General features: G+C 70.6%; 24 protein-coding genes. 11 read left to right on the forward strand and 13 right to left on the reverse strand.

Annotated elements, in window-relative coordinates; all coding sequences use genetic code 11:
* Window positions 1-702 (forward strand): sulfite exporter TauE/SafE family protein, encoded by a 702-nt coding sequence (locus tag FHY06_RS24595; protein ID WP_184606603.1) that lies wholly within the window; start codon window positions 1-3, stop codon window positions 700-702.
* Here the strand turns inward: FHY06_RS24595 and FHY06_RS24600 are convergent.
* Both FHY06_RS24600 and FHY06_RS24605 read right to left on the reverse strand, forming a co-directional pair.
* Window positions 671-949 carry a hypothetical protein gene (locus FHY06_RS24600; RefSeq protein ID WP_221404375.1) on the reverse strand — a complete coding sequence of 93 codons (279 nt, stop codon included), beginning with the start codon at window positions 947-949 and terminating at the stop codon, window positions 671-673. The genes FHY06_RS24595 and FHY06_RS24600 overlap by 32 nt on opposite strands.
* 169 nt (window positions 950-1,118) lie before the next feature.
* Window positions 1,119-1,322, reverse strand: coding sequence for a YgaP family membrane protein (locus tag FHY06_RS24605; protein ID WP_019657384.1), 204 nt, complete (start codon window positions 1,320-1,322; stop codon window positions 1,119-1,121).
* Between the two features lie 184 nt (window positions 1,323-1,506).
* On the opposite strand from FHY06_RS24605, the gene FHY06_RS24610 reads away from it, so the two are divergent.
* On the forward strand, window positions 1,507-2,331 hold the full coding sequence (locus FHY06_RS24610; protein WP_184606605.1) for a universal stress protein: 825 nt from the start codon (window positions 1,507-1,509) through the stop codon (window positions 2,329-2,331).
* 7 nt (window positions 2,332-2,338) lie between these two features.
* Complete coding sequence (locus FHY06_RS24615; protein WP_184606606.1) at window positions 2,339-3,691, forward strand: MBL fold metallo-hydrolase RNA specificity domain-containing protein; 1,353 nt, start codon at window positions 2,339-2,341, stop codon at window positions 3,689-3,691.
* A gap of 24 nt (window positions 3,692-3,715) precedes the next feature.
* On the opposite strand, the gene FHY06_RS24620 is transcribed toward FHY06_RS24615, so the two are convergent.
* From FHY06_RS24620 to FHY06_RS24635, 4 genes are all read right to left on the reverse strand, one after another.
* Entirely contained in the window at window positions 3,716-4,705 is a 990-nt protein-coding gene (locus tag FHY06_RS24620) for a zinc-dependent alcohol dehydrogenase family protein (protein ID WP_184606714.1), read from the reverse strand.
* A gap of 99 nt (window positions 4,706-4,804) precedes the next feature.
* Window positions 4,805-5,524, reverse strand: a complete 720-nt coding sequence (phbB, locus tag FHY06_RS24625) for an acetoacetyl-CoA reductase (RefSeq protein ID WP_132752798.1) — start codon at window positions 5,522-5,524, stop codon at window positions 4,805-4,807.
* Between the two features lies 1 nt (window position 5,525).
* A complete protein-coding gene (locus FHY06_RS24630) occupies window positions 5,526-6,179 on the reverse strand; it encodes a BON domain-containing protein (protein ID WP_019657379.1) in 654 nt (217 codons plus the stop codon).
* Between the two features lie 135 nt (window positions 6,180-6,314).
* Window positions 6,315-6,818, reverse strand: a complete 504-nt coding sequence (locus FHY06_RS24635; RefSeq protein ID WP_184606607.1) for a Rossmann-fold NAD(P)-binding domain-containing protein — start codon at window positions 6,816-6,818, stop codon at window positions 6,315-6,317.
* Window positions 6,819-7,052: 234 nt separating this feature from the next.
* On the opposite strand from FHY06_RS24635, the gene FHY06_RS24640 reads away from it, so the two are divergent.
* The gene (locus FHY06_RS24640) at window positions 7,053-7,823 is read left to right on the forward strand and encodes a Crp/Fnr family transcriptional regulator (RefSeq protein ID WP_260310641.1); all 771 of its coding nucleotides are present in this window, start codon (window positions 7,053-7,055) and stop codon (window positions 7,821-7,823) included.
* Between the two features lie 27 nt (window positions 7,824-7,850).
* Here FHY06_RS24640 and FHY06_RS24645 read toward each other — a convergent pair whose 3' ends face one another.
* From FHY06_RS24645 to FHY06_RS24655, 3 genes are all read right to left on the reverse strand, one after another.
* The gene (locus FHY06_RS24645; protein ID WP_184606608.1) at window positions 7,851-9,968 is read right to left on the reverse strand and encodes a PAS domain S-box protein; all 2,118 of its coding nucleotides are present in this window, start codon (window positions 9,966-9,968) and stop codon (window positions 7,851-7,853) included.
* Window positions 9,961-10,689 (reverse strand): winged helix-turn-helix domain-containing protein, encoded by a 729-nt coding sequence (locus FHY06_RS24650; RefSeq protein WP_145759980.1) that lies wholly within the window; start codon window positions 10,687-10,689, stop codon window positions 9,961-9,963. Before FHY06_RS24650 ends, FHY06_RS24645 begins: the two co-directional genes overlap by 8 nt.
* A 131-nt stretch (window positions 10,690-10,820) precedes the next feature.
* Window positions 10,821-13,211: a phosphoketolase family protein gene (locus FHY06_RS24655; protein ID WP_184606609.1), complete on the reverse strand. Its 2,391-nt coding sequence runs from the start codon at window positions 13,209-13,211 to the stop codon at window positions 10,821-10,823.
* 188 nt (window positions 13,212-13,399) lie between these two features.
* On the opposite strand from FHY06_RS24655, the gene FHY06_RS24660 reads away from it, so the two are divergent.
* Window positions 13,400-13,786: a hypothetical protein gene (locus FHY06_RS24660; RefSeq protein ID WP_132752796.1), complete on the forward strand. Its 387-nt coding sequence runs from the start codon at window positions 13,400-13,402 to the stop codon at window positions 13,784-13,786.
* Window positions 13,783-14,637, forward strand: a complete 855-nt coding sequence (locus tag FHY06_RS24665) for a universal stress protein (protein ID WP_184606610.1) — start codon at window positions 13,783-13,785, stop codon at window positions 14,635-14,637. Before FHY06_RS24660 ends, FHY06_RS24665 begins: the two co-directional genes overlap by 4 nt.
* 76 nt (window positions 14,638-14,713) lie before the next feature.
* Here the strand turns inward: FHY06_RS24665 and FHY06_RS24670 are convergent, their stop codons facing one another.
* The 3 genes from FHY06_RS24670 to FHY06_RS24680 are packed head-to-tail and all read right to left on the reverse strand — an operon-like array spanning window position 14,714 to window position 16,108.
* Window positions 14,714-14,935: a BON domain-containing protein gene (locus tag FHY06_RS24670; protein ID WP_132752794.1), complete on the reverse strand. Its 222-nt coding sequence runs from the start codon at window positions 14,933-14,935 to the stop codon at window positions 14,714-14,716.
* Window positions 14,936-14,966: 31 nt separating this feature from the next.
* The gene (locus FHY06_RS24675; protein WP_184606611.1) at window positions 14,967-15,602 is read right to left on the reverse strand and encodes a hypothetical protein; all 636 of its coding nucleotides are present in this window, start codon (window positions 15,600-15,602) and stop codon (window positions 14,967-14,969) included.
* Window positions 15,603-15,646: 44 nt separating this feature from the next.
* Window positions 15,647-16,108 carry a universal stress protein gene (locus tag FHY06_RS24680; protein ID WP_132752792.1) on the reverse strand — a complete coding sequence of 154 codons (462 nt, stop codon included), beginning with the start codon at window positions 16,106-16,108 and terminating at the stop codon, window positions 15,647-15,649.
* 232 nt (window positions 16,109-16,340) lie between these two features.
* Between FHY06_RS24680 and FHY06_RS24685 the strand changes: the two genes are divergently transcribed.
* From FHY06_RS24685 to FHY06_RS24705, 5 genes are all read left to right on the forward strand, one after another.
* On the forward strand, window positions 16,341-16,817 hold the full coding sequence (locus tag FHY06_RS24685) for a universal stress protein (protein WP_019657368.1): 477 nt from the start codon (window positions 16,341-16,343) through the stop codon (window positions 16,815-16,817).
* Window positions 16,798-18,090 (forward strand): efflux RND transporter periplasmic adaptor subunit, encoded by a 1,293-nt coding sequence (locus FHY06_RS24690; RefSeq protein WP_184606612.1) that lies wholly within the window; start codon window positions 16,798-16,800, stop codon window positions 18,088-18,090. The genes FHY06_RS24685 and FHY06_RS24690 overlap by 20 nt, the downstream gene beginning before the upstream one ends.
* Window positions 18,091-18,102: 12 nt before the next feature.
* The gene (locus FHY06_RS24695; RefSeq protein ID WP_184606613.1) at window positions 18,103-19,329 is read left to right on the forward strand and encodes an ABC transporter permease; all 1,227 of its coding nucleotides are present in this window, start codon (window positions 18,103-18,105) and stop codon (window positions 19,327-19,329) included.
* The gene (locus FHY06_RS24700) at window positions 19,322-20,005 is read left to right on the forward strand and encodes an ABC transporter ATP-binding protein (RefSeq protein WP_132752789.1); all 684 of its coding nucleotides are present in this window, start codon (window positions 19,322-19,324) and stop codon (window positions 20,003-20,005) included. The genes FHY06_RS24695 and FHY06_RS24700 overlap by 8 nt, the downstream gene beginning before the upstream one ends.
* Before the next feature lie 101 nt (window positions 20,006-20,106).
* Entirely contained in the window at window positions 20,107-20,562 is a 456-nt protein-coding gene (locus FHY06_RS24705; protein WP_132752788.1) for a universal stress protein, read from the forward strand.
* A 2-nt stretch (window positions 20,563-20,564) separates the two neighbouring features.
* Here the strand turns inward: FHY06_RS24705 and FHY06_RS24710 are convergent, their stop codons facing one another.
* Entirely contained in the window at window positions 20,565-20,987 is a 423-nt protein-coding gene (locus FHY06_RS24710; RefSeq protein WP_132752787.1) for a YeeE/YedE family protein, read from the reverse strand.
* Window positions 20,988-20,996: the final 9 nt, after the last annotated feature.

The following is a 20,996-nucleotide window of genomic DNA, read 5'->3' on the forward strand; positions in this document are numbered from 1 at the left end:
ATGCAGGCCGCACTCGCCGGTGCCGCGCTGCTCATGGGCCTTGCCGGCGGGCCGCACTGCGTGGCGATGTGCGGTGCCGCCTCGTCGGCGGTGATAAGGATCGTGCCGCTCGCCTCCACGGGTCGGGACGCGGTGCCGTCACTCGCCGTGCCCGGTGCCTTTCATCTGGGCCGCGTCGCAAGCTACGCGGCGGCGGGCGCCATCGCGGCCGCCAGCGTCGACGGCCTCGCGCTGGCCGGCGCCCAGGTCGCCGCATTGCGGCCGCTGTGGGTGCTGCTGCATGTCTTCGTGTTCGCCTGGGGCGCGATGCTGGCCGTCACGGGGCGGCAGCCGCTGTGGGCACGGCGCATCGGCCGCTCGCTCGAAGCGCGTCTTCGTCCGCATGCCGCAGGCACGGGGATGGGCGTGTTCGCGGCCGGGCTGCTGTGGGTGGCGCTGCCCTGCGGGCTGCTCTATTCGGCGCTGATGCTGGCGGGCCTGGGCAGCGGGCCGTGGGAAGGCGCCATGCTGATGGCGTTGTTCGCGGTGGGAAGCGGGCTTTCGCTCGCGGTAGGTCCGTGGCTGTGGCAGCGCCTGCGCCTGGCCGGCGGTGCGGCGCGCCAGGCCTGGGGCGCACGGCTGGCGGGCGTGCTGCTGGCCGGCGCCGCCGCGCACGCCGTGGGCTCGGACCTCATCCGCCAGATCGATGCCTGGTGCCGATGAAACGCGTGGCCTCGCCCGGTGGCGCATCGGCGGCGAGGGTCTCCCACCCGCGAGGGGTGATGCGGGTCACCGTGGCCGCATCCTGGTGCGTACAGCCGCCCGTGCCATGGCCCGGCTGCGAGACGGCGGGAGGAATGCGGGCCTCGACCTGGCCGGCGGCCTGGAGCACGCGCAGCCTGTCGATCATCGCGGGATCCGCTTCGCTGCAAGGTAGTTGCGAGGCGGCCAGCCTGCGCAGCAGGTTCATGCACATCGCAGCCTCCGTACGAAGCTCAGTCCAGCGTGAGCCACTTGATGAGGAGCTGGAACGCGAACCACAGCACTGCGCCACCCAGCGCGGCACACAGCACGATGAGCAGCAGCAGATGGACGGACATGCGGCCCTGCGTCGTTCGACGGATTCGCATCCGCCAGTCTCAGCGGCCGTCGCGCGGGCAGGTGCTGACGCCGAACAGCGTGTAGGCAGGGCAGTTGCCCACCACGCCCGTCAGCAGCGGCACCACGCCGATGTAGCCCCAGAACCCGATGGTTCCCCGCACCGCCAGGGCGATCATCAGAAGGCCTGCGCCAATGCGCAGCGCGCGGTCGAGGACTCCGACATTCTTCGTCAGGAAAGGCATGCGACATCTCCTTTGCACGATGGGAGCAAATCTTGCGCGCAGCGACCGTGGCGGGGGTTGAGGTGGATCAAGCCGCGGTGCGGGCTGCTGCGGTCCTGCGGCCGATTGACGCAGCGCAAGCCCGTGCGCGGCCCGCAGGCCTAAGGTCGCTTCCATCGCAAACCGCCTGTCCAGGAGAGCCTCCATGCAGACCCCCAAATCCATCCTGCTCCATCTCGACGGCTCGGCCCGCACGGTGGAGCGCATCAAGCTGGCCCGTGAGCTCGCCGAGACCTTCGAGGCCGAGGTCACGGCGCAGCCGTGCACCCTGTCCGCGCTCATGCGCTATCCGTACGCCATCGAAGCGGCCGCCGAGGCGGTCGCGATCATGCAGGAGATCGACAAGGACGCGCGCGACAAGATGCACGCCACCTTCATGCAGCACGGCGCGGGCTCGCCGCGCCTGCACTGGACCGAGCCCGAGAGCGACGGTCCGTGGGGCTTCGCCCGGCGCGCCCTGTATGCCGACCTGCTGGTCCTGGGGCAGCGCGACCGCAACGACCCGATGGACGGCGAGCTCCCCGGCGACTTCCTGCCCAGCCTGCTGGTGCAAAGCGGCCGGCCGGCGCTGGTGCTGCCCTACGCGGGGCCGGTCGGCCCGATCGGCAGCAAGGTGCTGGTGGCCTGGAAGGAGACGCGCGAGGCCGCGCGCGCCGTGAGCGCCGCACTGCCATGGCTGCGCAAGGCGGGCCGGGTGGATGCCGTGGCCTACGGCGAGGGCGCGAACGAATCGCTGCAGAGCCTGCGGACCTACCTTCGGATGCAGGGCGTGGGCGAGGTCCGCCTGCATCCCGGTGGCGACAAGGAGGATGACGTCGGCAACCGGCTGCTCTCGCTGGCTGCCGACCTGAGCGCCGACCTGCTGGTGATGGGCTGCTATGGCCACAGCAGGGCGCGCGAGTGGGTGCTGGGCGGTGCCACGCTGTCCATGCTGCAGTGGATGACGCTGCCGGTGCTGATGTCCCATTGAGGCTTTCATGCGCATCGACTTCCTCGGTGGCACGGGCACCGTCACCGGCTCGAAGTACCTGCTGAGCCATGGCGGCCGGCGGCTGCTGGTCGATTGCGGGCTCTTCCAGGGGCTCAAGCAACTGCGCCTGCGCAACTGGGACGTGCTGCCGGTCGATCCCGCGAGCATCGATGCCGTACTGCTCACGCACGCCCACATCGACCACAGCGGCTTCGTGCCGCGGCTGGTCCGGCTCGGCTTCAAGGGGACCGTGTACTGCACGAAGGCCACACTGGAACTGTGCGAACTGCTGCTGCCTGATTCGGGCCGCCTGCAGGAGGAGGATGCCGACTATGCCAACCGGCACGGCCATTCGAAGCACAAGCCCGCGCTGCCGCTGTACACCGAGCAGGAGGCGCGCGCGGCGCTCGGGCGCTTCGAGGCCGTGGACTTCGGCCAGGAGTGTTCCCCGTGGCCCGGCTGGTCCTGGCAGCTGGCCAGGGGCGGCCACATCCTCGGCGCGGGCAGCCTGCGCGTCGGCTGGGGCGGCGCGAGCATCCTCTTCTCAGGCGATCTGGGGCGCAGCCAGGACCTGCTGATGCGCCCGCCCGAAGTAGCCCGCCCCGCGGAGTACGTGGTGGTGGAATCCACCTACGGCGACCGCAGGCATCCTGTGGCCGACACGCTCACCGAGCTCGCAGGCGTGATCAACCGCACCGCCGCGCGCGGCGGCATCGTGCTGATCCCGGCCTTCGCCGTCGGACGGGCACAGACGCTGCTGCACTGCATCCACCTGCTCAAGGACGCGCACCGCATCCCGGACATGCCGGTGTACCTGAACAGCCCGATGGCGACCGACGCCACGCGCATCTACAGGAAGCACTGCGACGAGCATCGGCTGAGCGCGCAACAGTGCGCGACGATGCTGGGGAAGACCATCGTCGTCAACACGGTCGAGGAATCGATACGGCTGAACACCCTGGCCTTTCCGTCGATCATCGTCTCCGCCAGCGGCATGGCCACCGGCGGGCGGGTGCTCCACCACCTGAAGGCCTACGCGCCCGATGCCCGCAACACGATCCTGTTCGCGGGCTTCCAGGCGGCCGGCACGCGCGGCGCCGCCATGGTGGCCGGTGCCGAGGCCGTCAAGATCCATGGCGCCTACGTGCCGGTGCGCGCGGAGGTCGCGAACCTGGAGACGCTGTCGGCCCACGCCGACCGGGAGGAGCTGCTCGCGTGGCTCGACGCCCAGCAGGCGCCGCGGCGCGTGTTCGTCACCCATGGAGAACCGGTGGCCGCGGACGCGTTGCGGCTGGCCATCGAGGAGCGCCACGGCTGGCCGTGCACCGTGCCCGAATACCGCGAATCGCTGGAACTCTGAGCCGAGGATCACGGCGGCGGTGCATCAGGGCACCAGCACCGCGGCGCCCTCGATGCGGCCGGCGCGCAGATCGGCCAGCGCTTCGTTGGCCTGCGCGAGCGGATAGGTTCTGACGTGGACCTGCAGTGGATGCGTCTGCGCGAAGTCGAGGAATTCCCGCGCATCCGCGCGCGTGAGGTTGGCCACCGAGACCACGCTGCGTTCCTCCCACAGCAGTCGGTACGGGAAGGCGGGAATGTCGCTCATGTGGATGCCCCCGCACACCACCCGGCCACCCTTGTGCACGACGCGCAGCGCCGCGGGCACCAGCTCGCCGGCGGGCGCGAAGATGATGGCGGCATCCAGGAGCTCGGGCGGGCGCTCGTTCGAGCCGCCGGCCCAGGCGGCCCCCAGGCTGCGCGCGAAGGCCTGTGTCGCCGTGTCCCCGGCTCGGGTGAACGCGCAGACCTCGCGCCCCTGCGCAACCGCCGCCTGCGTCACCAGGTGCGCTGCGGCGCCGAATCCGAAGATGCCCAGCCGGTGTGCGCCGTCGCCCGCGGCCTTGAGGCTGCGCCAGCCGATCAGGCCCGCGCACAGCAGCGGGGCGATGCGCGCGGCGTCGGTTTCGGGCATGGCAAGCGGCAGGCAGAACGCCGCCTCGGCGATCACATGGCTCGCGAAGCCGCCGTCGCGGTGATAGCCCGTGAAGCGCGGCGTGTCGCAAAGGTTCTCGCGGCCGTCCGCGCAGAAGGCGCAGCAGCCGCAGCTGTGGCCCAGCCATGGCACGCCCACGCGGTCGCCGATGCGATGGCCCTGCACGCCCGCACCCATGGCCTCCACGATGCCGACGATCTCGTGCCCCGGCACGATGGGCAGCACCGGCAGCGGCAGCTCGCCATCGACCACGTGCAGGTCGGTGCGGCAGACTGCGCATGCCAGCACGCGCAGGCGCAGCTCGCCCGGGCCGGGCTGCGGGATGTTGCGCCGCTCGAGCTGCAGCGGCAGCAGCGCCGCGTTCAGCACCATGGCCCGCATGGTCGGCGCGACTGCACAGGCCGGCTCGATGTCGCGCGTCTCGGAGGTGTTGCGCATGGAGGGCTCGCGCTCGTGATGGGCGAAGTTCCGGGCCGCCGCCTAGGCCATGTACTTGCCGCCGTTGATCGACAGGGTGATGCCGTTGATGAACGCGGACTCGTCGGCGACGAGAAACACGACGCCGCGCGCGATCTCGGCGGGCGTGGCGAGGCGGCCGGCCGGAATGTCCGACAGGATCCTCGCCATCACCTCGGGTGCGACCGCCCCCACCATGGGGGTGTCGGTGTAGCCCGGCGCGACCACGTTCGCGGTGATGTTGCGCGAGGCGCCTTCCAGCGCGAGCGACTTGGTGAGGCCGACGAGCCCGGCCTTCGTGGCCGCGTAGTTCACCTGGCCCGCCTGCCCGGACAGTCCGTTGACCGAGCCCATGTTCACGATCCGGCCGAAGCGGCGTTCGCGCATGCCGCCGATGACGGCGTGGCACATGTTGAAGCAACCGCCGAGATTGACCTCCAGCACCTCGCGCCACTGCTCGAGGTTCATCCTGTGCAGCATCGTGTCGCGCGTGATGCCGGCGTTGTTGACCAGCACGTCGATGGGACCGAGCTCGGCCTCGACGCGCGCGACGCCGGCCTGGCAGGCCGCATGGTCCGCCACGTTCCATGCGAAGGCCGGGATGCCGGTGCGCGCGGCGAAGGCCTGCGCGGCCTGCGTGCGGTTGGCGAAGTTCACCGCCACGCGATAGCCCGCCGCCTGCAGGGCCTCGGCCGTGGCCGCCCCGATGCCCGAGGTCCCGCCGGTGACGAGCGCGACGCGCATCTCAGGCGTCCACGAGCAGGTCGTTCACCACGACCGTGACGCCCGGCGTGGACCAGGCAGCGCCTTGCACGGCGTCGCGTTCCGACCACGAATGGACGGTGCCGCGCAGCGTGACGTGGGAGCCGTCCACCGCAATGGAAAGCTTGCGGGCCTCGCGGTCGGCCTGGCGCGAGAGCGCGTCGTGGATCTTCTTCTCGACGTCGGCGGGGCTCACCCTGGGCTTGACCTTCACGAGGTTCGACACGCCGGTCACGCCCATCAGGTCGCGCACGGCCACTTCGGCGGCGCTGCGCTGGTAGTCCCACTCGACCTCGCCGGTCAGGCTGAGCCAGCCCTTCTCGACCATCGGGTGGATCTTTCCGTCGGGCACGAGCGCGTTCCATTCGAGCGCGCGTTCGGCCGCCAGCGCGATGTCCGCGTCCGTGCGCTGGTTGTCGAAGGGCAGCTTCACCGTCAGTTCGACCGCCAGCGCCTTCACGCCGTAGACGCGCTGCACGGCGCGCTCGACCGCGTATTTCTCGGCATAGCTGGAGAGATGGCCGGTGAGCGTGACCACGCCGTCCTTGACGATCACGCCGATGTCGGAGGATTTGACCTCGGGAGCCCAGTTCAGCTCGGCCTGGATGTCGTTGCGCAATTGGGTATCGGTCTTCATGGTGGGATTCCTTGCGTTGGATGGATGGAGCCGGTCGTCCTGGCGCAGCCCTGGCGGCCGTGGAATCCACTGTAGGAAGGGCGCGGGAAAGGCGTCTTGCGCTGGATCAAGCGCGGGCGCACCCGGCCTTGCACCTCATCCGATCGCTTCGAGCAGCATCGCCTGGAGGATGAAGCGGCGGTTGTCGGCCGGCAGGGTCGCGTCCGAGAGCAGTTCCGCGAGCTGGCTGGCCGGGTGGGTCTTCATCGCGGCACCCTCGAAGACCGGAATGCCGGCGTGCTGCCCGATGCACCGCACGAGCGCGAGGTCGAGCCCCTGGCATTCGACGGCGTCGTAGAGGCGCCCGAGCATGCGGGCCGTGTGCTGCACCTCCTGCGGCGTGCTCGCCGCCGACAGGCTCGAGCGCATCACCGCCACGTGGGCGCCGAGCTCCTCGGCGGCGCGGCGGAAGAAGGCCAGCGATTCGGCGGGCTGCGCCTCGTAGACCAGCCCCAGGTTCTTGCCGCGCAGCAGCGGGCGCGTGGTGCCGTCGACGCAGGCCTGCTGAAGGATGCGCGCGCGGGCCAGCAGGCTCGCCGCGTTGAGCGGGGAGAGCTTGAGGTCGGCCTCGGGACTGCGGACGGTATGGGTAGGCGGCATAGGGCGTGTCAATGTGCGACCTGCCGAGGGTAGGGGGGCGGGTGGTCCCCTGTTTGATGCAGCGCAAGCCATGGCACGCCAGCGTGTGAACTGCAGCACGCCGCGGGCCCTTGATACACGCCGGACACATTGCGTTCACCGAGCGTTACGCAGCGATTCCGACCGTTGTCATTGCATTGCCGAGGGCTTCCTAGCATTCCTCCATCGACACGCAAGAACCACCAAGGAACGAAGATGCTCGACACCGCCGCCGCCTCGAAGATTGCTCCTTCTTCCCCATGTCCGGGGATGCCCGCTGCCGCCGGCCGCGATTGCGGGAACCGCAGCACCGCCGAGACGCTCCGGCTGCTCGGCGAGCAGCTCAGGCCGCAGCGCCGCGTGGTCCACATGGGCGACACGATCTACCAGGCCGGCGAGCGCTTCGGCAATCTCTACATCCTGAACTCGGGCTTCTTCAAGATCGTGAACCTGTCGGCCGACGGGCGCGAGCAGGTGGTGGGCCTGAAGTTCCGCGGCGACTGGCTCGGCTTCGACGGCATCGCCGGCGGGCGCTATTCGTGCGACGCGGTGTCCATGGATACCGGAGAGGTCTGGGTGGTTTCGTACGAGGCGCTGCTGGCAGCCTGCATCACCCGTCCCGAGCTGCTGCAGGTGCTGCACGCCGCGATGAGCCGAGAAATCTCGCACGACCGGGATTCGCTGATGTCCGTGTGCACCCTTCCGGCCGATGCCCGGGTCGCCGATTTCCTGCGCTACTGGGCCGAGTCGCTCGCGGAGCGCGGCATGCGCGCCGACGAGATCACGCTGCGCATGACGCGCGCCGAGATCGGCAACTACCTGGGCATGACCCTCGAGAGCGTGAGCCGCGCGCTGTCGCGCCTGGCGCGCGACAACGTCATCGGGTTCGCGACCAAGGGGCGCCGCGATGTACAGATTCCCGATGTGGGCGCCCTCTCCGCATTCGTGCAGCGCTGCCTGGCGCCTGCGCCCGCGATGCTGCAGTAGCCGCCGTAGCGTAGGCTGCGGCGGCGCTCAGTCCCGGCCGGCCAGGACCCTCGCCATGGCCTGCGCCAGTTCCGATCGCGTGTAGGGCTTGCGAAGCAGTTCCCAGCTCTGCGGCACCTCGCGGTCGGCATCGAGCAGTTCCGACGAGAAACCCGACATCAGCAGCACCGCGACCCCCGGGAGGCGCTGCTGCACCTCGGCGGCCAGCCGCGTGCCGCGCATGCCGGCGCCCAGCGCGATGTCGCTGAGCAGCAGGTCGAAGTCGCCGGCGCCCGCATCCAGTGCAGCCAGCGCCTGTTCGGCGGTGGGGGCCGCAATGACGATCTCGCAGCCCAGCGTGTGCAGGAAGTTCTCCACCACCTTGCGGACTTCCGCGTCGTCCTCGATCAGCATCACCCGCAGGCCGGGCGCGAGCGCGTCGCCACCATGCTCTTCCATCGCGGCGGGCGCGCAGGCCTCCTGCTGCTGCGGGAGGTAGAGCGTCACCGTGGTGCCCCGACCGATCTCGCTGTCGATCGCGACGGCGCCGCGCGACTGGTTGACGAAGCCGTACACCGTGCTCAGCCCCAGCCCCGTGCCGCGACCCGCCTCCTTGGTGGTGAAGAATGGCTCGAAGGCCCGTTCCTTGACTTCGTCGGACATGCCGCTGCCGCTGTCCGCGATGGAGATCGCGACGAAGTGCGCGGCGGTGCCCGCCTGCGGTTCGTTGCGCTCGTTGCGAAGGACCGTCGGCAGCGCGCCGCAGATGGCAGTGCGGAAATGGAGCGTGCCGCCCTCGGGCATGGCGTCGCGCGCATTGATCGCGATGTTGAGCAGTGCGGATTCCAGCTGGCCCGGGTCGGCCACTACCAGCGGTCGGCCGGGCGCCGTGGCGATCTCGATGCGGATGCGCTGGTCCAGCGTACGGCGCAGCATGTCGGCCAGCGAATGCAGCAGCGCGTGCGTGTCCACCGCCACCGGCTGCAGCACCTGCCGGCGCGAGAACGCCAGCAGCTTGCCCGTGAGCTCCGCACCGCGCCGCGAAGCGCGGGTGGCGGCGCCCAGCAGTTGCTGGGCGTAGCCGTCGTGCGCGAGGGCGGGCAGCTCCTCGAGGACCTGGAGGTTGCCCTGGATCACGGTGAGCAGGTTGTTGAAGTCGTGCGCGATGCCGCCGGTGAGCTGGCCGACGCTCTCCAGCCGCTGGGCATGGTTGAGCGCCTCCTCCGTCTGCATGCGCTGCAGGCTGGTCGCGAGCAGGCTCGACAGCGATTCAAGGAAGCGCACCTCCTCGTCGCCGAAGCGCTTGGACTCCCTGGAGCGCACCGAGAGCATCCCGGTGACGCGGCCCCGGTCGGACAGCGGCACCGCAAGTGCGCTCACCAGCCCGGCATCGAGGTAGGCCCCCGGCACGCGGAACCGCGTCTCCTTGCGGTAGTCCTGCACCACCACCGGCCGGTTCTGCGAGAGAACGAAGCCCGGCGGCGTGTCCGGACGGTTCGCCAGGCGCGCGCCGATCTCCTCGCCGGCGACCAGCCCGACCCCGCTGGCCACGCGGAACTCGGAGCGGCCCGCGTCGAGCAGCCACACCATCGCGACCTCCACCTCCAGGGCCTTGGCGATGATCTCCGGTACGTGCTCGAGCACCGCCTGCAGGTCGCGCGTGTCGACAGCGAGGCGGCCCAGCTGGGCCAGGTGCTCGCTGTAGCGCGCGCGTTGCAGCGCCTGCTTCACGCGCGGGTAGGCGCCGATGTCGCGGATGGCCGCGACGACGAATGGCAGGCCATGGTTCTGCAGCGGGCTCAGCGCGATCTCCACCATCACCTCGCTGCCGTCCTTGCGCTTGGCCACGAGCTCCATGTGCGTGCCCATGGGACGCGGGCGCGGGGCCCGGCCGTAGGCCTCGCGGTAGGAGGCGTGGCGCGGGCGGATGCTGTCGGGCACCAGCGCGTCGACGTTGAGGCCGAGGAGCTCGTCCGGTACATAGCCCAGCAGCGCGGCCGCCGAGGGGTTGGCGAGCACGATGCCGCCGGACTGGTCCACCACGAGCAGCGAGTCGGGATAGGCGGAGAAGAGCGAGCGGAAGACGCTGCCTTCGTCGATGCCGGACGGCAGGATCTGGCCGCTGCCGGCGGAGGGTTGGCGCGCCTCGCCGGCCGTGTCAGCCATGGGAGACCGGCGGGACGAGGATGTAGCCCGCCCCCCGCACCGACTTGATGAGCTGCGGATCCTCGGCGTCGGCCTCGATCTTCTTGCGCAGCCGGCCCACCTGCACGTCGATCGTGCGGTCGAAGGGCGCGGCCTCGCGCCCGCGCGTCTGTTCGAGCAGGAAGTCGCGCGACAGCACGCGGCCCGGATGGCGCGCAAAGGCCTGCAGCAGGTCGAACTCGCCGCCGGTCAAGGTCACCGGCTCGCCGCGCGGATTCATCAGGCTGCGCGCGGCGGTGTCGAGCTGCCAGCCGGCGAAGCACAGTTTGTCGGGGGAGGCGGACGCTGCAGCCGGTGCAGCGGGCATGGCCGGCGCGAGCCGCCGCAGCACCGCCTTCACGCGGGCCGCCAGCTCGCGCAGGTCGAAGGGCTTGGTCACGTAGTCGTCCGCGCCCACCTCGAGGCCCACGACCTTGTCCACCGCATCGCCACGGCCCGTCACGATCACGAGGCCGCAATGCCAGCTCTCGCGCATGCGCCGCGCGATGGAGAAGCCGTCCTCGCCGGGCAGGCCCAGGTCGAGCAGCACGAGATCTGCGGGGTCGGACTCCATCAGCGCCATGAGGGCGCGGCCCTCATGCACCTGGGTGACGCGGAAGCCGTGGCCCTGGAGATAGTTGGCCAGCAACTGCGTGATGTCGATTTCGTCGTCCAGAACAACGATGTGGGGCGTGGTTTTCATGCGCTGGCAACAAGATGGGGCGCGGACTGCATGGGTGGTCCGGCCTGCGCTGAGCGTAGCACGCAGGCAGCGCCAAAGCACCTGCACCAGGGTACCCCCCGCGGTAGCCCGGTGCCGCGCCGCCAGCGCCGTCAACCCTCGCCGCGCGGGGGCTGGCCGCGCCAGCGCCAGTCCTCGACCTCCGGCATGTCCTTGCCGTGGCGTGTGATGTAGGCCCTGTGCGCCAGCAGCCGGTCGCGCAGGTGCTGCTGCACGTGGCCGGCGCTGTCGCACAGGCCCGGTACGCGGGCGATCGCGTCGGCGGCGAGATGGAAGCGGTCCAGCCGGTTGAGCACCGTCATGTCGAAGGGCGTGGTGGTGGTGCCTTCCTCGCAGTAGCCGTGCACGTGGAAGCCGGGATGGTTGCGCCGCTTGTAGATCAGCCGGTGGATCAGCGCCGGGTACCCGTGGAACGCGAAGATCACCGGCCGGCCGGTGGTGAAGATCGCATCGAAATCCGCATCGGGCAGCCCGTGCGGGTGCGCGTCCGGCGACTGCAGCGCCATCAGGTCGACCACGTTGACCACGCGCACCTTCAGCGACGGCAGCTTCCCGCGCAGCAGGTCGACGGCCGCGAGCGTCTCCAGCGTGGGCACGTCGCCGGCGCAGGCCATCACCACGTCGGGCGCGCCGCCTTCGTCGTTGCTCGCCCATTCCCAGATGCCCAGGCCCGCGGCGCAGTGGCGGGCCGCCGACTCGATGTCCAGCCACTGGGGCGCGGGCTGCTTGCCGGCCACGATGACGTTGACGTAGTCGCGGCTGCGCAGGCAATGGTCGACCACCGACAGCAGCGTGTTGGCGTCGGGCGGCAGGTACACGCGCACGACTTCCGCCTTCTTGCTTGCGACATGGTCGAGGAAGCCCGGGTCCTGGTGGCTGAAGCCGTTGTGGTCCTGGCGCCAGACGTGGCTCGTGAGCAGGTAGTTCAGCGAGGCGATCGGCCGGCGCCAGCCGATGCCGCGCGTCACCTTGAGCCACTTGGCGTGCTGGTTGAACATCGAGTCGACGATGTGGATGAAGGCCTCGTAGCACGAAAAGAAGCCGTGCCGCCCGGTCAGCAGGTAGCCCTCCAGCCAGCCCTGGCAAAGGTGTTCGCTCAGTACCTCCATCACGCGGCCGTCGGGCGAGAGGTTCTCGTCGCCCGGCCACACCTGCGCGGTCGTGGTCCGCCCGGTCACCTCGAACAGGGCCGAGAGCCGGTTCGAGGCGGTCTCGTCCGGTCCCATCACGCGGAAGTTGCACGCCTGCTCGTTGGCGCGCATGACCTCGCGCAGGAAGGTGCCCGCGACGCGCGTGGCTTCGGCGTCGCAGCCTCCCGGCGCCGCCACGGGAACCGCGTGCGCGCGAAAGGGCGGCAGCGCCAGGTCCTTCAGCAGCAGCCCGCCATTGGCGTGCGGATTGGCACTCATGCGGCGATCGCCCCGGGGTGCGATCGAGGCGATCTCGGGGCGCAGGGCGCCGTCGGCGTCGAACAGCTCCTGCGGGCGATAGCTCAGCAGCCACCGCTCCAGCAGTTCGATGTGCTGCGGCTTGGCCGAGAAGTCGGCGAGCGGAACCTGGTGCGCACGGAACGTGCCCTCGATCTGCACGCCGTCGACGTGGCGCGGGCCGGTCCAGCCCTTGGGGGAGCGCAGCACGATCATCGGCCACCGTGGGCGCACGTGGAAGCCGTTCGTGCGGGCATTGGCCTGGATGGCGCGGATGCCGTCCAGCGCAGTGTCCAGCGCCGCCGCCATCTGCCTGTGCATGTCGGCGGGCTCGTCGCCCACCACGAAGTACGGTTCGTGGCCGTAGCCGCGCAGCAGCTGCGTGAGCTCCTCCTCGCCGATGCGCGCCAGCACGGTCGGGCCGGCGATCTTGTAGCCGTTGAGGTGCAGCACCGGCAGCACCGCACCGTCGCGCTCGGGGTTCAGGAACTTGTTGGAGTGCCAGCTCGCCGCCAGCGCGCCGGTCTCGGCTTCGCCGTCGCCCACCACGCAGCAGGCGAGCAGAGACGGGTTGTCGAACACGGCGCCGTACGCGTGCAGCAGCGAATAGCCAAGCTCGCCGCCCTCGTGGATGGAGCCCGGCGTCTCGGGCGCCGCGTGGCTCGGAATGCCGCCGGGAAACGAGAACTGCGTGAACAGCCGCTGCAGGCCTGCAGCGTCCCGTCCGACCTCCGGATAGACCTCGCTGTAGGTGCCTTCGAGCCATGTGTTGGCGACCACGCCCGGGCCGCCGTGGCCGGGGCCCGCGATGAAGATCGCGTCGAGGTCCCGGGCGTTGATGGCGCGGTTCATGTGGGCATAGACGAAGTTGAGGCCCGGCGTCGTGCCCCAATGGCCCAGCAGGCGCGGCTTGATGTGGCGCAGCGCGAGCGGCTCGCGCAGCAGCGGGTTGTCCATCAGGTAGATCTGGCCCACCGACAGGTAGTTGGCGGCGCGCCACCAGGCGTCGAGCAGCGTGAAGTCGTCCGGGACCGCCGTTTCGCGGGGAGAAGGCATGTCGATTTCCTGCGGAATGGATCGACGCTCCAGTATGGGCACATGGGTGCGCATCGGGTTGATGTCCGTCAAACCGGTAACAACCGATACAGCAGCCGCGGATTTGTGTTGTCTTGATCCCGCGCAAACCGGGCAGGGCGTCGCCGCGTCAGCATCCGGGCGAAGCCCTTCGGGCTGGAGGACACGCGATGAGCACCGACTTCACCTTCCCGCTGGCGCTGTGCAAGGCCCAGTACGGCATCTGTCTGCACGCGGTATCGATGTTCGAGACGATCGGCTCGCGGCTGCTGCAGGACTGCATCGCGCTGACCCGCGCCGAGACCGATGCGGTCATCCGCGCCGAGGACTGGTACGCGCTGGCCATGGCGCCGATGCAGGTATTCGGCCATTCGGAATCGGGCGAAGCCGCGCACGTGCCGCGGCCCGCCGAACCCGCGCCGGTACAGGCACCGCCCTCGCGAAAGGCCGTGGTGAACCAGGCGCTGCACACCCTGCACGACGCTCTGGCCACGGCGCCTGCCGCGCGCCGCGCCGCGGCAGGCCGCAGCGCACCTGCGGCAAGGCGGCACGCATGACGCTGTCGACCATCTCCGTGCACCTGGACCACACCGAGTGCTGCGAGGCACGCACGCGCCTGGCGGTTCAGCTTGCGAGGCTGCACGGGAGCCATCTCATGGGCATCGTGCCCACATGGACAACAGCCGCCGCCGGCACGGCCGTCCGTGGCGGAGGGCGGCTGGACGAAGCGATCGTCGAGGCCTCCCTGTACTTGCGCCGGCGTGCCGAAACCGTCGCCCATGTGTTCCGCAGCCGGACGAGGCCGGCGACGTTCTCCTGCGACGCAAGGCTGGTGGACGGCGATCCGGTGAGCGCCGTGGTCCACCATGGACGGGCCAGCGACCTGATCGTCGTCGGCCAGGCCGACGTGTCAGCGGCGGTGAGCGACGCCGCGCGCCGACTGCCCGAGCAGGTCATGCTGGATGCAGGGCGGCCCGTGCTCATCGTTCCGTGCGCAGGGTGCCGCCGTTCTTCGGGTTTCGACAGGATCCTGGTGGCCTGGGACGGAGGCCGCGAGGCATCGATGGCGATGCGCGGGGCCATGCCGCTGCTGCGCCGCGCCGCGCACGTCACGGTGCTGACCCTGCGACGCGGGGACTCGGCCGAGGCCCCGGCGCATGCGCCGGATGCGCCGCACCCGGCGGCACTGAGCGGCTGGCTGCTGCGCCACGGTGTGCAGGCCAGCGTCGAACGCCTCGCGACACCGCTGCGCATCGGCGACGCACTTCTGGACCGCGCCGAGGTGCTCGGCACCGACCTGCTCGTGATGGGAGGCTATGGCCACGCCCGCATGCAGGAGCAGTGGCTGGGCGGCGTGACGCGCGACGTGCTGACGCGAACCGGCATCCCCCTGCTGATGGCGCATTGAAAACCTAACCAGGGCGCGCGCCGCTGCCGCGTCGCGGTCGGGCGGGCTCGCGCTCACAGCCGGAGGGTTGCGCTGCCTACCGCGGCGGCAGCACGACGAGCCTGTTCAGCAGCGTCGTCAGTCCCTCGGTGCGGCGTGCCGCCCGCTCGACGGCGGCGCGGTGCGCCTCGTCGGCCACCTGGCCGCGAAGGGTCACGACGCCGTCCTTGACGCACACGTCGACGTCGCAGCCGTTGACGGCCGGATCCCAGTTGAGCTGGGCGAAGACGTCGTGCCTGAGTTGGATGTCGGGATTCATGGGTCTTCCTCTGTGGCGACGGGCGCCGGCGTCACTTTCCTTCGGTGCCCGCGGCAGGGGGCTTGCGCTTCAGGGCCTCGACGGTGCGCGCAGAGGCGTCGGCGGCGGCCCTGGCGGCCGAGCGCATCGCTTCCTCCGCCTTCTCGAGCGCTTCGCGTGTGGCTTGCGCCGCCTTCTCGGCCTCTTCCTTGCCGGCCTGCGCGGACCGGCTCACCGATTCCTCCGCCCGGGCAAGGGCCTCCTTCGACGCCAGCGCTGCCTTCCGGCTTTCTTCCTGCGCGGCCTGCGCGGCGTCCCTGCCTTCGTCGATGGCCTTGGCGGCCGACAGGGCGGTCTTTTCCTCCAGGCGTGTCGCTGCCTGGGCCGCCTTGCGTGCAGCCTGGCGGATGCCCTCGGCCAAAGCCCTCGACACCTTGCCGGTGGTGGCCTTGCCCATGTCGGCGGCGGCCTTGGCGGCATCCGCTGCCTTGCGGGCCGCCTTTTCCGCATCGCGTGCGGCCCGGCTGGCCGCTGCGCGCGTCGCCTTGCCCGCCTCTTGCGCCGCTCGTTGCGTTGCGCTCTCGGGCGGGCTGAGCTGGCCGGGTGCGGCGTAGTCGGCAGCGAATGCGCAGGCGCCGGCGGCGAGGGTCGCGCACGCCATCAGGTTGCGAAGTGTGTGGGAGTTCATGCGTCTTCCGTTGGTTCAAGGGTGGTGTGGGGCGGCCTGTGCATTCAGCTCGGCGTCGCCGCGGCGCGCACCAGCAGCACCGGCACCGGGCTGCTTCGCGCCACGCGGTCGGCGTCGCTGCCGAGTGCCAGCCGGCTGAAGCCGCGGCGGCCGTGGGTTCCCATGACGATCAGGTCGCAGGCCGCCTTGGCGGCCTCTTCGGTCACGACCTCGGCGATGCGGCCCTGCGTGATCTCGCGCAGCACGGTCTCGGCCTCCACGCCGGCAGCGGTCGCCCTGGCCTGGGCACGCCCGAGGACGGATTCGCCGTATTCGCGCGCCTTCTGCAGGCCCGCCTCGAAACTGGAGACGCTCGACATCTCGATCAGCATGGGAAAGTCGTCGATCACGTGGAGCAGGCGCAGCCTGCTCCCGAGTTCGGCTGCCAGGCGGATGGCTTCCTGCAGGCCGCAGTCGGCCGTGGGGCTGCCATCCACCGGAACCAGCACGTGCTTGTAGACGGACATGGGTTTCTCCTCGGGTCCTCGGGGCCGCCTGCAACAGGCACCTGCCGCCGGCCCCGGCGCGACGGGCAGCCAGATTCTTCCGTCGCGCGCCGGGCCCGGGCTTGCGCCACATCAACATCGCCATGGCGCTGCCGGCGGCTTGATGTGCGTCAAGCCGCCCGGCGTCGGCGCACGGAGACTGCAGCCGAGCCGACCCCACCCGAGCCACACCGCCGCACGACCGGAAGCCGCCATGCCCGCCCGTATCCTCGTCCCGCTGGACAGCAGCACCGCTTCGCTGCGCGGACTGGACGAAGCCATCCGTCTCGCGGTGCGCGATGGCTGCGCACTGCGGCTCGTGCACGTCGTGGACACCGCGAGATGCGTCGGCCGCCGCAAGCCCGCGGGCGCAGACCTGATCCCGTGGATGGAGCAGGCCGGCATGCAGGTTCTGCAACTGGGCCGCGCACGTGCCGAGGCCGCCGGTATCGCCGCGCAGACCCTGCTCTTCACGGCGGGGGCGGACCGTATCGCGGACCTCGTCGTCGAGCAGGCCGGGGCCTGGAAGGCGGGAATCATCGTGATCGGCACGAACGGGCGGCGCCGTGGCCTCGGAAACGCCGTGCGGGCCGCCACGACGATCCCGGTGCGGCTCGTGGTGCATGCGGCACGGCCGATGAAGGAGTCCGGCAGCGTGCCGGCGCAAGACGATGCCGCAGCCGTCGCCTGAATCGCCACGCCGCGCATGGACTGCTCGGCTGTGGACGGCCGTCAGGCCCCGCATCGCGATCGCCCTCGTCGCGCTGGGCGCGATCGCGGCCGTTGCGTGGCTGGCGCCTCGGTTCCTGCTCGGGCCGCGCGTGGAGGCGACGTTGGTGGTGCGGCGAGACTTCGTGCAGTCGGTGGTCGCGAGCGGGCATGTGGAGGCGCCGCATCGCGTGAACATCGGCGTCCAGGTCACGGGTGTCGTGAGGGCTGTGCCTGTGGCGGAGGGCCAGCATGTGCGCGCGGGGCAGGTGCTGATCGAGCTCGACAGCGTGGAGTGGTCGGCCGCGCTCGCGCAGGCCGAGGCAGCCGTGTCCCAGGCGAGGGCGCGGCTGCGGCAGTTGCGCGAGGTGCAGGCGCCTGTGGCGGCGCAGACCGTGCGGCAGGCCGAGGTCAACCTGGAAAACGCGCGCGCTCAGCTGCGCCGCAACACGGACCTGTTCCGCCAGGGCTTCGTGGGACAGGCCGCGCTGGACGAGCTGCGCAAGGCGGCGGATCTCGCCGAATCGCAGCTGCGTGCGAGCCGCAGCCAGCTCCAAAGCGCGCGCGAGGGCGGCAGCGACCACGCGATGGCCGAGACCGCGCTGGCGCAGGCGGTGGCGGGCGCGGCCGTGGCCCGCTCCCGCCTGGTCTACGCCACGGTCGCCGCACCGGTGGAGGGAACGCTGATCGACCGCGCGGTGGAACCCGGCGACGTGGTGCAGCCGGGCAAGGCGCTGATGGTGCTGTCGCCGGCCGGCAAGACGCAGCTGGTGGTGCAGATCGACGAGAAGAACCTCCAGATGCTCGCGCCGGGCCAGAAGGCCATTGCCTCGGCCGACGCCTACCCGGGCCAGCGAATGCTCGCCGAACTGGTCTACATCAATCCAGGCGTGGACGTGCAGCGCGGCTCGGTCGAGGTGAAGCTCGACGTCCCGCAGCCGCCGGCCTACCTGCGCCAGGACATGACCGTGTCGGTCGACATCCAGGTCGCGCAGCGGCAGCAGGCGGTGCTGGTTCCGTCCGATGCGCTGCGCGACGCGGACCTCGCCTCGGCGTGGGTGCTGAAGGTCGATGGCCGCCATGCTCGGCGCCAGCCGGTGCGGCTGGGGCTTCGTGGCGGCGGCTTCGCCGAGGTGCTCGACGGGCTGAGCCCTGGCGACCTGGTGCTGTCGGCGAAGGCGCAGGGCATCGCGAGCGGCTCACGCCTGCGCGCGGTCGCCGTGCAGCCGCCGGACGCGCGCGCGCCCTCGCCGTGAAGCGCTGAAGCCATGAAGAGCCGCTGGCTGCCCTTCGAATGGATCGTGGCGCTCCGCTTCCTGCGCGAAGGGCGGATGCAGACGCTGTTCATCGTGGCCGGCATCGCGATCGGCGTGGCCGTGATCGTGTTCATGTCGGCGCTGCTCACCGGGCTGCAGTCCAACTTCGTGCGCCGCGTGCTCACGGCGCAGTCGCAGATCCAGCTGCTGCCGCCGAAGGAGGTGGCGCGTCGGCTCGGCGCGGGCAGCGCGCTCGAAGACGCGGTGGTGCAGGCACCGCTGCAAAGACTCAAGTCGATCGACCAGTGGCAGTCGGTCGCGGCGCAGGTTCGGGCGATGCCGGACGTGGAGGTGGTCGCGCCCACCGCGAGCGGTTCCGCGCTCGCGATCCGCGGCGAGGCGAGCCGCGCGGTCTCGGTCAACGGCATCGATCCGGCGCTCTACTTCCTGATCGTGGCGTTGCCCGAGAAGATCGTGCGCGGCAGCACGCGCCTCACGCCGGGCGATATCCTGATCGGCACCGACCTCGCGAGCGACCTGGGCGTGGGCGTCGGCGACAAGCTGCGGGTGTCGTCGGCCAGCGGCGGCGACCAGACGCTCATGGTGACTGGCCTGTTCGACCTGGGCAGCAAGCCCGCCAACCAGCGCACCACCTTCGTTGCGCTGCGCACGGCGCAGAGCCTGCTGGGCCTCGTGGGCGGCGTCTCCAGCCTCGAGGTGAAGGTCAAGGACATCTACGCCGCCGATGTCATCGCACAGCGCATCACCGCGGCCACCGGCGTCGAGGCCGACAGCTGGATCGCCACCAACGCCCAGTTCTTCACTGCGGTGCAGGCGCAGAAGACCTCCAACACCACCATCCGCTTCTTCGTGGGGCTGTCGGTGGCCTTCGGCATCGCCAGCGTGCTGGTGGTGTCGGTCGTGCAGAAGTCGCGGGAGATCGGCATCCTGCGCGCGATGGGCATCTCCCGCGGCCAGGTGCTGCGGGTGTTCCTGCTGCAAGGCGGGCTGCTGGGGCTGCTCGGTTCGCTGGGTGGCGCCGGCATGGGGCTGATGGCGCTGTTGCTGTGGCAGCGCTACGCACTCAACCCCGACGGCACGCCGCTCTTTCCGCTGGCCATCGAGCCGGGCCTGTTCGTGGCGTCGCTGCTGCTGGCCACGCTGACAGGGCTGGCGGCGGCGTTCGCGCCGGCGCTGCGCGCGGCGCGGCTCGACCCCGTGGTGGCGATCCGTGGCTGAACCGGTCGTCAGCCTGCGCGACGTGCGCAAGGCCTTCAACCTGGGGCTGCCGAACGAGACGCAGGTGCTCCACGGCATCGATCTCACGCTGGCACGCGGCGAGTTCTGCGCGGTCATGGGCCCCTCGGGTTCGGGCAAGAGCACGCTGCTGAACATCGTCGGGCTGCTCGACCGGCCGACCAGCGGGTCGCTGTGCATCGGCGGCCGGGAGACCCGTCTGCTCGACGAGCGCGCGCTGACGCGGCTGCGCGGACACAGCATCGGCTTCATCTTCCAGTACCACAACCTGCTCGCCGGCTTCACCGCGTTGGAGAACGTGGCGATGCCGATGCTCGGCGATGCCGGCTTCTTCAGGGACGACATGGCGCAGCGCGCGTCCGCGCTGCTTGAGAGCGTGGGCCTGGCGAAATGGCGCGACAGCATGGTCACCCAGCTCAGCGGCGGCCAACAGCAGCGAGTGGCCGTGGCGCGCTCCCTGGCGATGGATCCGCCGCTGCTGCTCGCGGACGAGCCCACGGGCAACCTCGACACGAAGTCGGCGGATGCCGTCTTCGAATTGCTGCGCAAGGCCAACCGCGAGCGCGGCATGGCGGTTCTCTTCGTTACGCACAACCCCGAGCTGGCTGGGCGCTGCGACCGCATCATCCAGGTGGTGGACGGCAAGATCCGCGGTTGATGCATGTCAATCCGAAGGCCGCGGCGATGCCCAGAATGGATGGTTGAAGAGCGTGCAGGCACTGGGGCTGCTGACGCAGCCCTGTCCGGCAAGGAGCCACCGTGTACCGACGAATACTCGTTCCCATAGACGGCAGCCCGGCATCGGCCCAGGGCATCGAGGAGGCGATCCGCCTTGCCCGGCCGATGAGAAGCCGGGTGCGGCTGCTCCACGCCATCGACGACCTCTCGGTTTCACGGGCCGGCTTCGCCCATGACCGATCGCCCGAGCTGCGCGCCGAAGCCGCGCGCATGCTTGCGCGCAGCGCCGAGCGCGTGCGTTCCGCCGGCGTCGAGGTCGACACCGTGCTCTACAACGAAGCGGACGGCACCGTGGCCAGCCTCGTCGCGGACGAGGCACGGGGATGGCACGCCGACCTGATCATTGCCGGCACGCGAGGCCGGCGAGGCCTCGGGCAGCTGCTGCTGGGAAGCAGCACCGAGCGGATCGTGCGCGACACCGGCGTTCCCGTGCTGCTGGTGCATGCGGCCGCAGGCGAGCAGACAGCTCCAGGATAGTGTCAGGCCCGTGGCGGGCGGTGCTCGATGAGTTCGAAGAGGCCCATGCCCGCGAGCATCGCGAGCACGAAGACGAAGGCCTTGGATTCGCCCATGCCCAGGGCGACGAGGCCCGGACCGGGGCAGAAGCCGGCGATGCCCCAGCCCACCCCGAAGACCAGGCTGCCCAGGACCAGGCGACGGTCGATCTCGCGCGCGGACGGCAGGCGCATCGCCGCGCCCAGCAGCGACACGCTGCGCCGCCTGGCGGCGAGGAATGCGATCGATGCGATGCCGATCGCGCCCGCCATCACGAAGGCAAGGGATGGATCCCACCGTCCGGCCAGGTCCAGGAAGCCGAGCACCTTGGCCGGATCGGCCATGCCCGAAACGATGAGGCCGAGCCCAAAGACCAGGCCTGCAAGCAACGAGACGAAAAGGGTCATGGCGTTCTC

The organism is Variovorax atrisoli, from assembly GCF_014195185.1.
Classification (GTDB): Bacteria; Pseudomonadota; Gammaproteobacteria; order Burkholderiales; family Burkholderiaceae_C; genus Variovorax; species Variovorax atrisoli.

Excerpts from the sequence above, each read along its gene's own strand:
- FHY06_RS24595 (WP_184606603.1), top strand. The coding sequence starts at position 1 with ATGCAGGCCGCACTCGCCGGTGCCGCGCTGCTCATGGGCCTTGCCGGC.
- FHY06_RS24600 (WP_221404375.1), bottom strand. The coding sequence starts at position 949 with ATGAACCTGCTGCGCAGGCTGGCCGCCTCGCAACTACCTTGCAGCGAA.
- FHY06_RS24605 (WP_019657384.1), bottom strand. The coding sequence starts at position 1,322 with ATGCCTTTCCTGACGAAGAATGTCGGAGTCCTCGACCGCGCGCTGCGC.
- FHY06_RS24610 (WP_184606605.1), top strand. The coding sequence starts at position 1,507 with ATGCAGACCCCCAAATCCATCCTGCTCCATCTCGACGGCTCGGCCCGC.
- FHY06_RS24615 (WP_184606606.1), top strand. The coding sequence starts at position 2,339 with ATGCGCATCGACTTCCTCGGTGGCACGGGCACCGTCACCGGCTCGAAG.
- FHY06_RS24620 (WP_184606714.1), bottom strand. The coding sequence starts at position 4,705 with ATGCGGGCCATGGTGCTGAACGCGGCGCTGCTGCCGCTGCAGCTCGAG.
- phbB (WP_132752798.1), bottom strand. The coding sequence starts at position 5,524 with ATGCGCGTCGCGCTCGTCACCGGCGGGACCTCGGGCATCGGGGCGGCC.
- FHY06_RS24630 (WP_019657379.1), bottom strand. The coding sequence starts at position 6,179 with ATGAAGACCGATACCCAATTGCGCAACGACATCCAGGCCGAGCTGAAC.
- FHY06_RS24635 (WP_184606607.1), bottom strand. The coding sequence starts at position 6,818 with ATGCCGCCTACCCATACCGTCCGCAGTCCCGAGGCCGACCTCAAGCTC.
- FHY06_RS24640 (WP_260310641.1), top strand. The coding sequence starts at position 7,053 with ATGCTCGACACCGCCGCCGCCTCGAAGATTGCTCCTTCTTCCCCATGT.
- FHY06_RS24645 (WP_184606608.1), bottom strand. The coding sequence starts at position 9,968 with ATGGCTGACACGGCCGGCGAGGCGCGCCAACCCTCCGCCGGCAGCGGC.
- FHY06_RS24650 (WP_145759980.1), bottom strand. The coding sequence starts at position 10,689 with ATGAAAACCACGCCCCACATCGTTGTTCTGGACGACGAAATCGACATC.
- FHY06_RS24655 (WP_184606609.1), bottom strand. The coding sequence starts at position 13,211 with ATGCCTTCTCCCCGCGAAACGGCGGTCCCGGACGACTTCACGCTGCTC.
- FHY06_RS24660 (WP_132752796.1), top strand. The coding sequence starts at position 13,400 with ATGAGCACCGACTTCACCTTCCCGCTGGCGCTGTGCAAGGCCCAGTAC.
- FHY06_RS24665 (WP_184606610.1), top strand. The coding sequence starts at position 13,783 with ATGACGCTGTCGACCATCTCCGTGCACCTGGACCACACCGAGTGCTGC.
- FHY06_RS24670 (WP_132752794.1), bottom strand. The coding sequence starts at position 14,935 with ATGAATCCCGACATCCAACTCAGGCACGACGTCTTCGCCCAGCTCAAC.
- FHY06_RS24675 (WP_184606611.1), bottom strand. The coding sequence starts at position 15,602 with ATGAACTCCCACACACTTCGCAACCTGATGGCGTGCGCGACCCTCGCC.
- FHY06_RS24680 (WP_132752792.1), bottom strand. The coding sequence starts at position 16,108 with ATGTCCGTCTACAAGCACGTGCTGGTTCCGGTGGATGGCAGCCCCACG.
- FHY06_RS24685 (WP_019657368.1), top strand. The coding sequence starts at position 16,341 with ATGCCCGCCCGTATCCTCGTCCCGCTGGACAGCAGCACCGCTTCGCTG.
- FHY06_RS24690 (WP_184606612.1), top strand. The coding sequence starts at position 16,798 with ATGCCGCAGCCGTCGCCTGAATCGCCACGCCGCGCATGGACTGCTCGG.
- FHY06_RS24695 (WP_184606613.1), top strand. The coding sequence starts at position 18,103 with ATGAAGAGCCGCTGGCTGCCCTTCGAATGGATCGTGGCGCTCCGCTTC.
- FHY06_RS24710 (WP_132752787.1), bottom strand. The coding sequence starts at position 20,987 with ATGACCCTTTTCGTCTCGTTGCTTGCAGGCCTGGTCTTTGGGCTCGGC.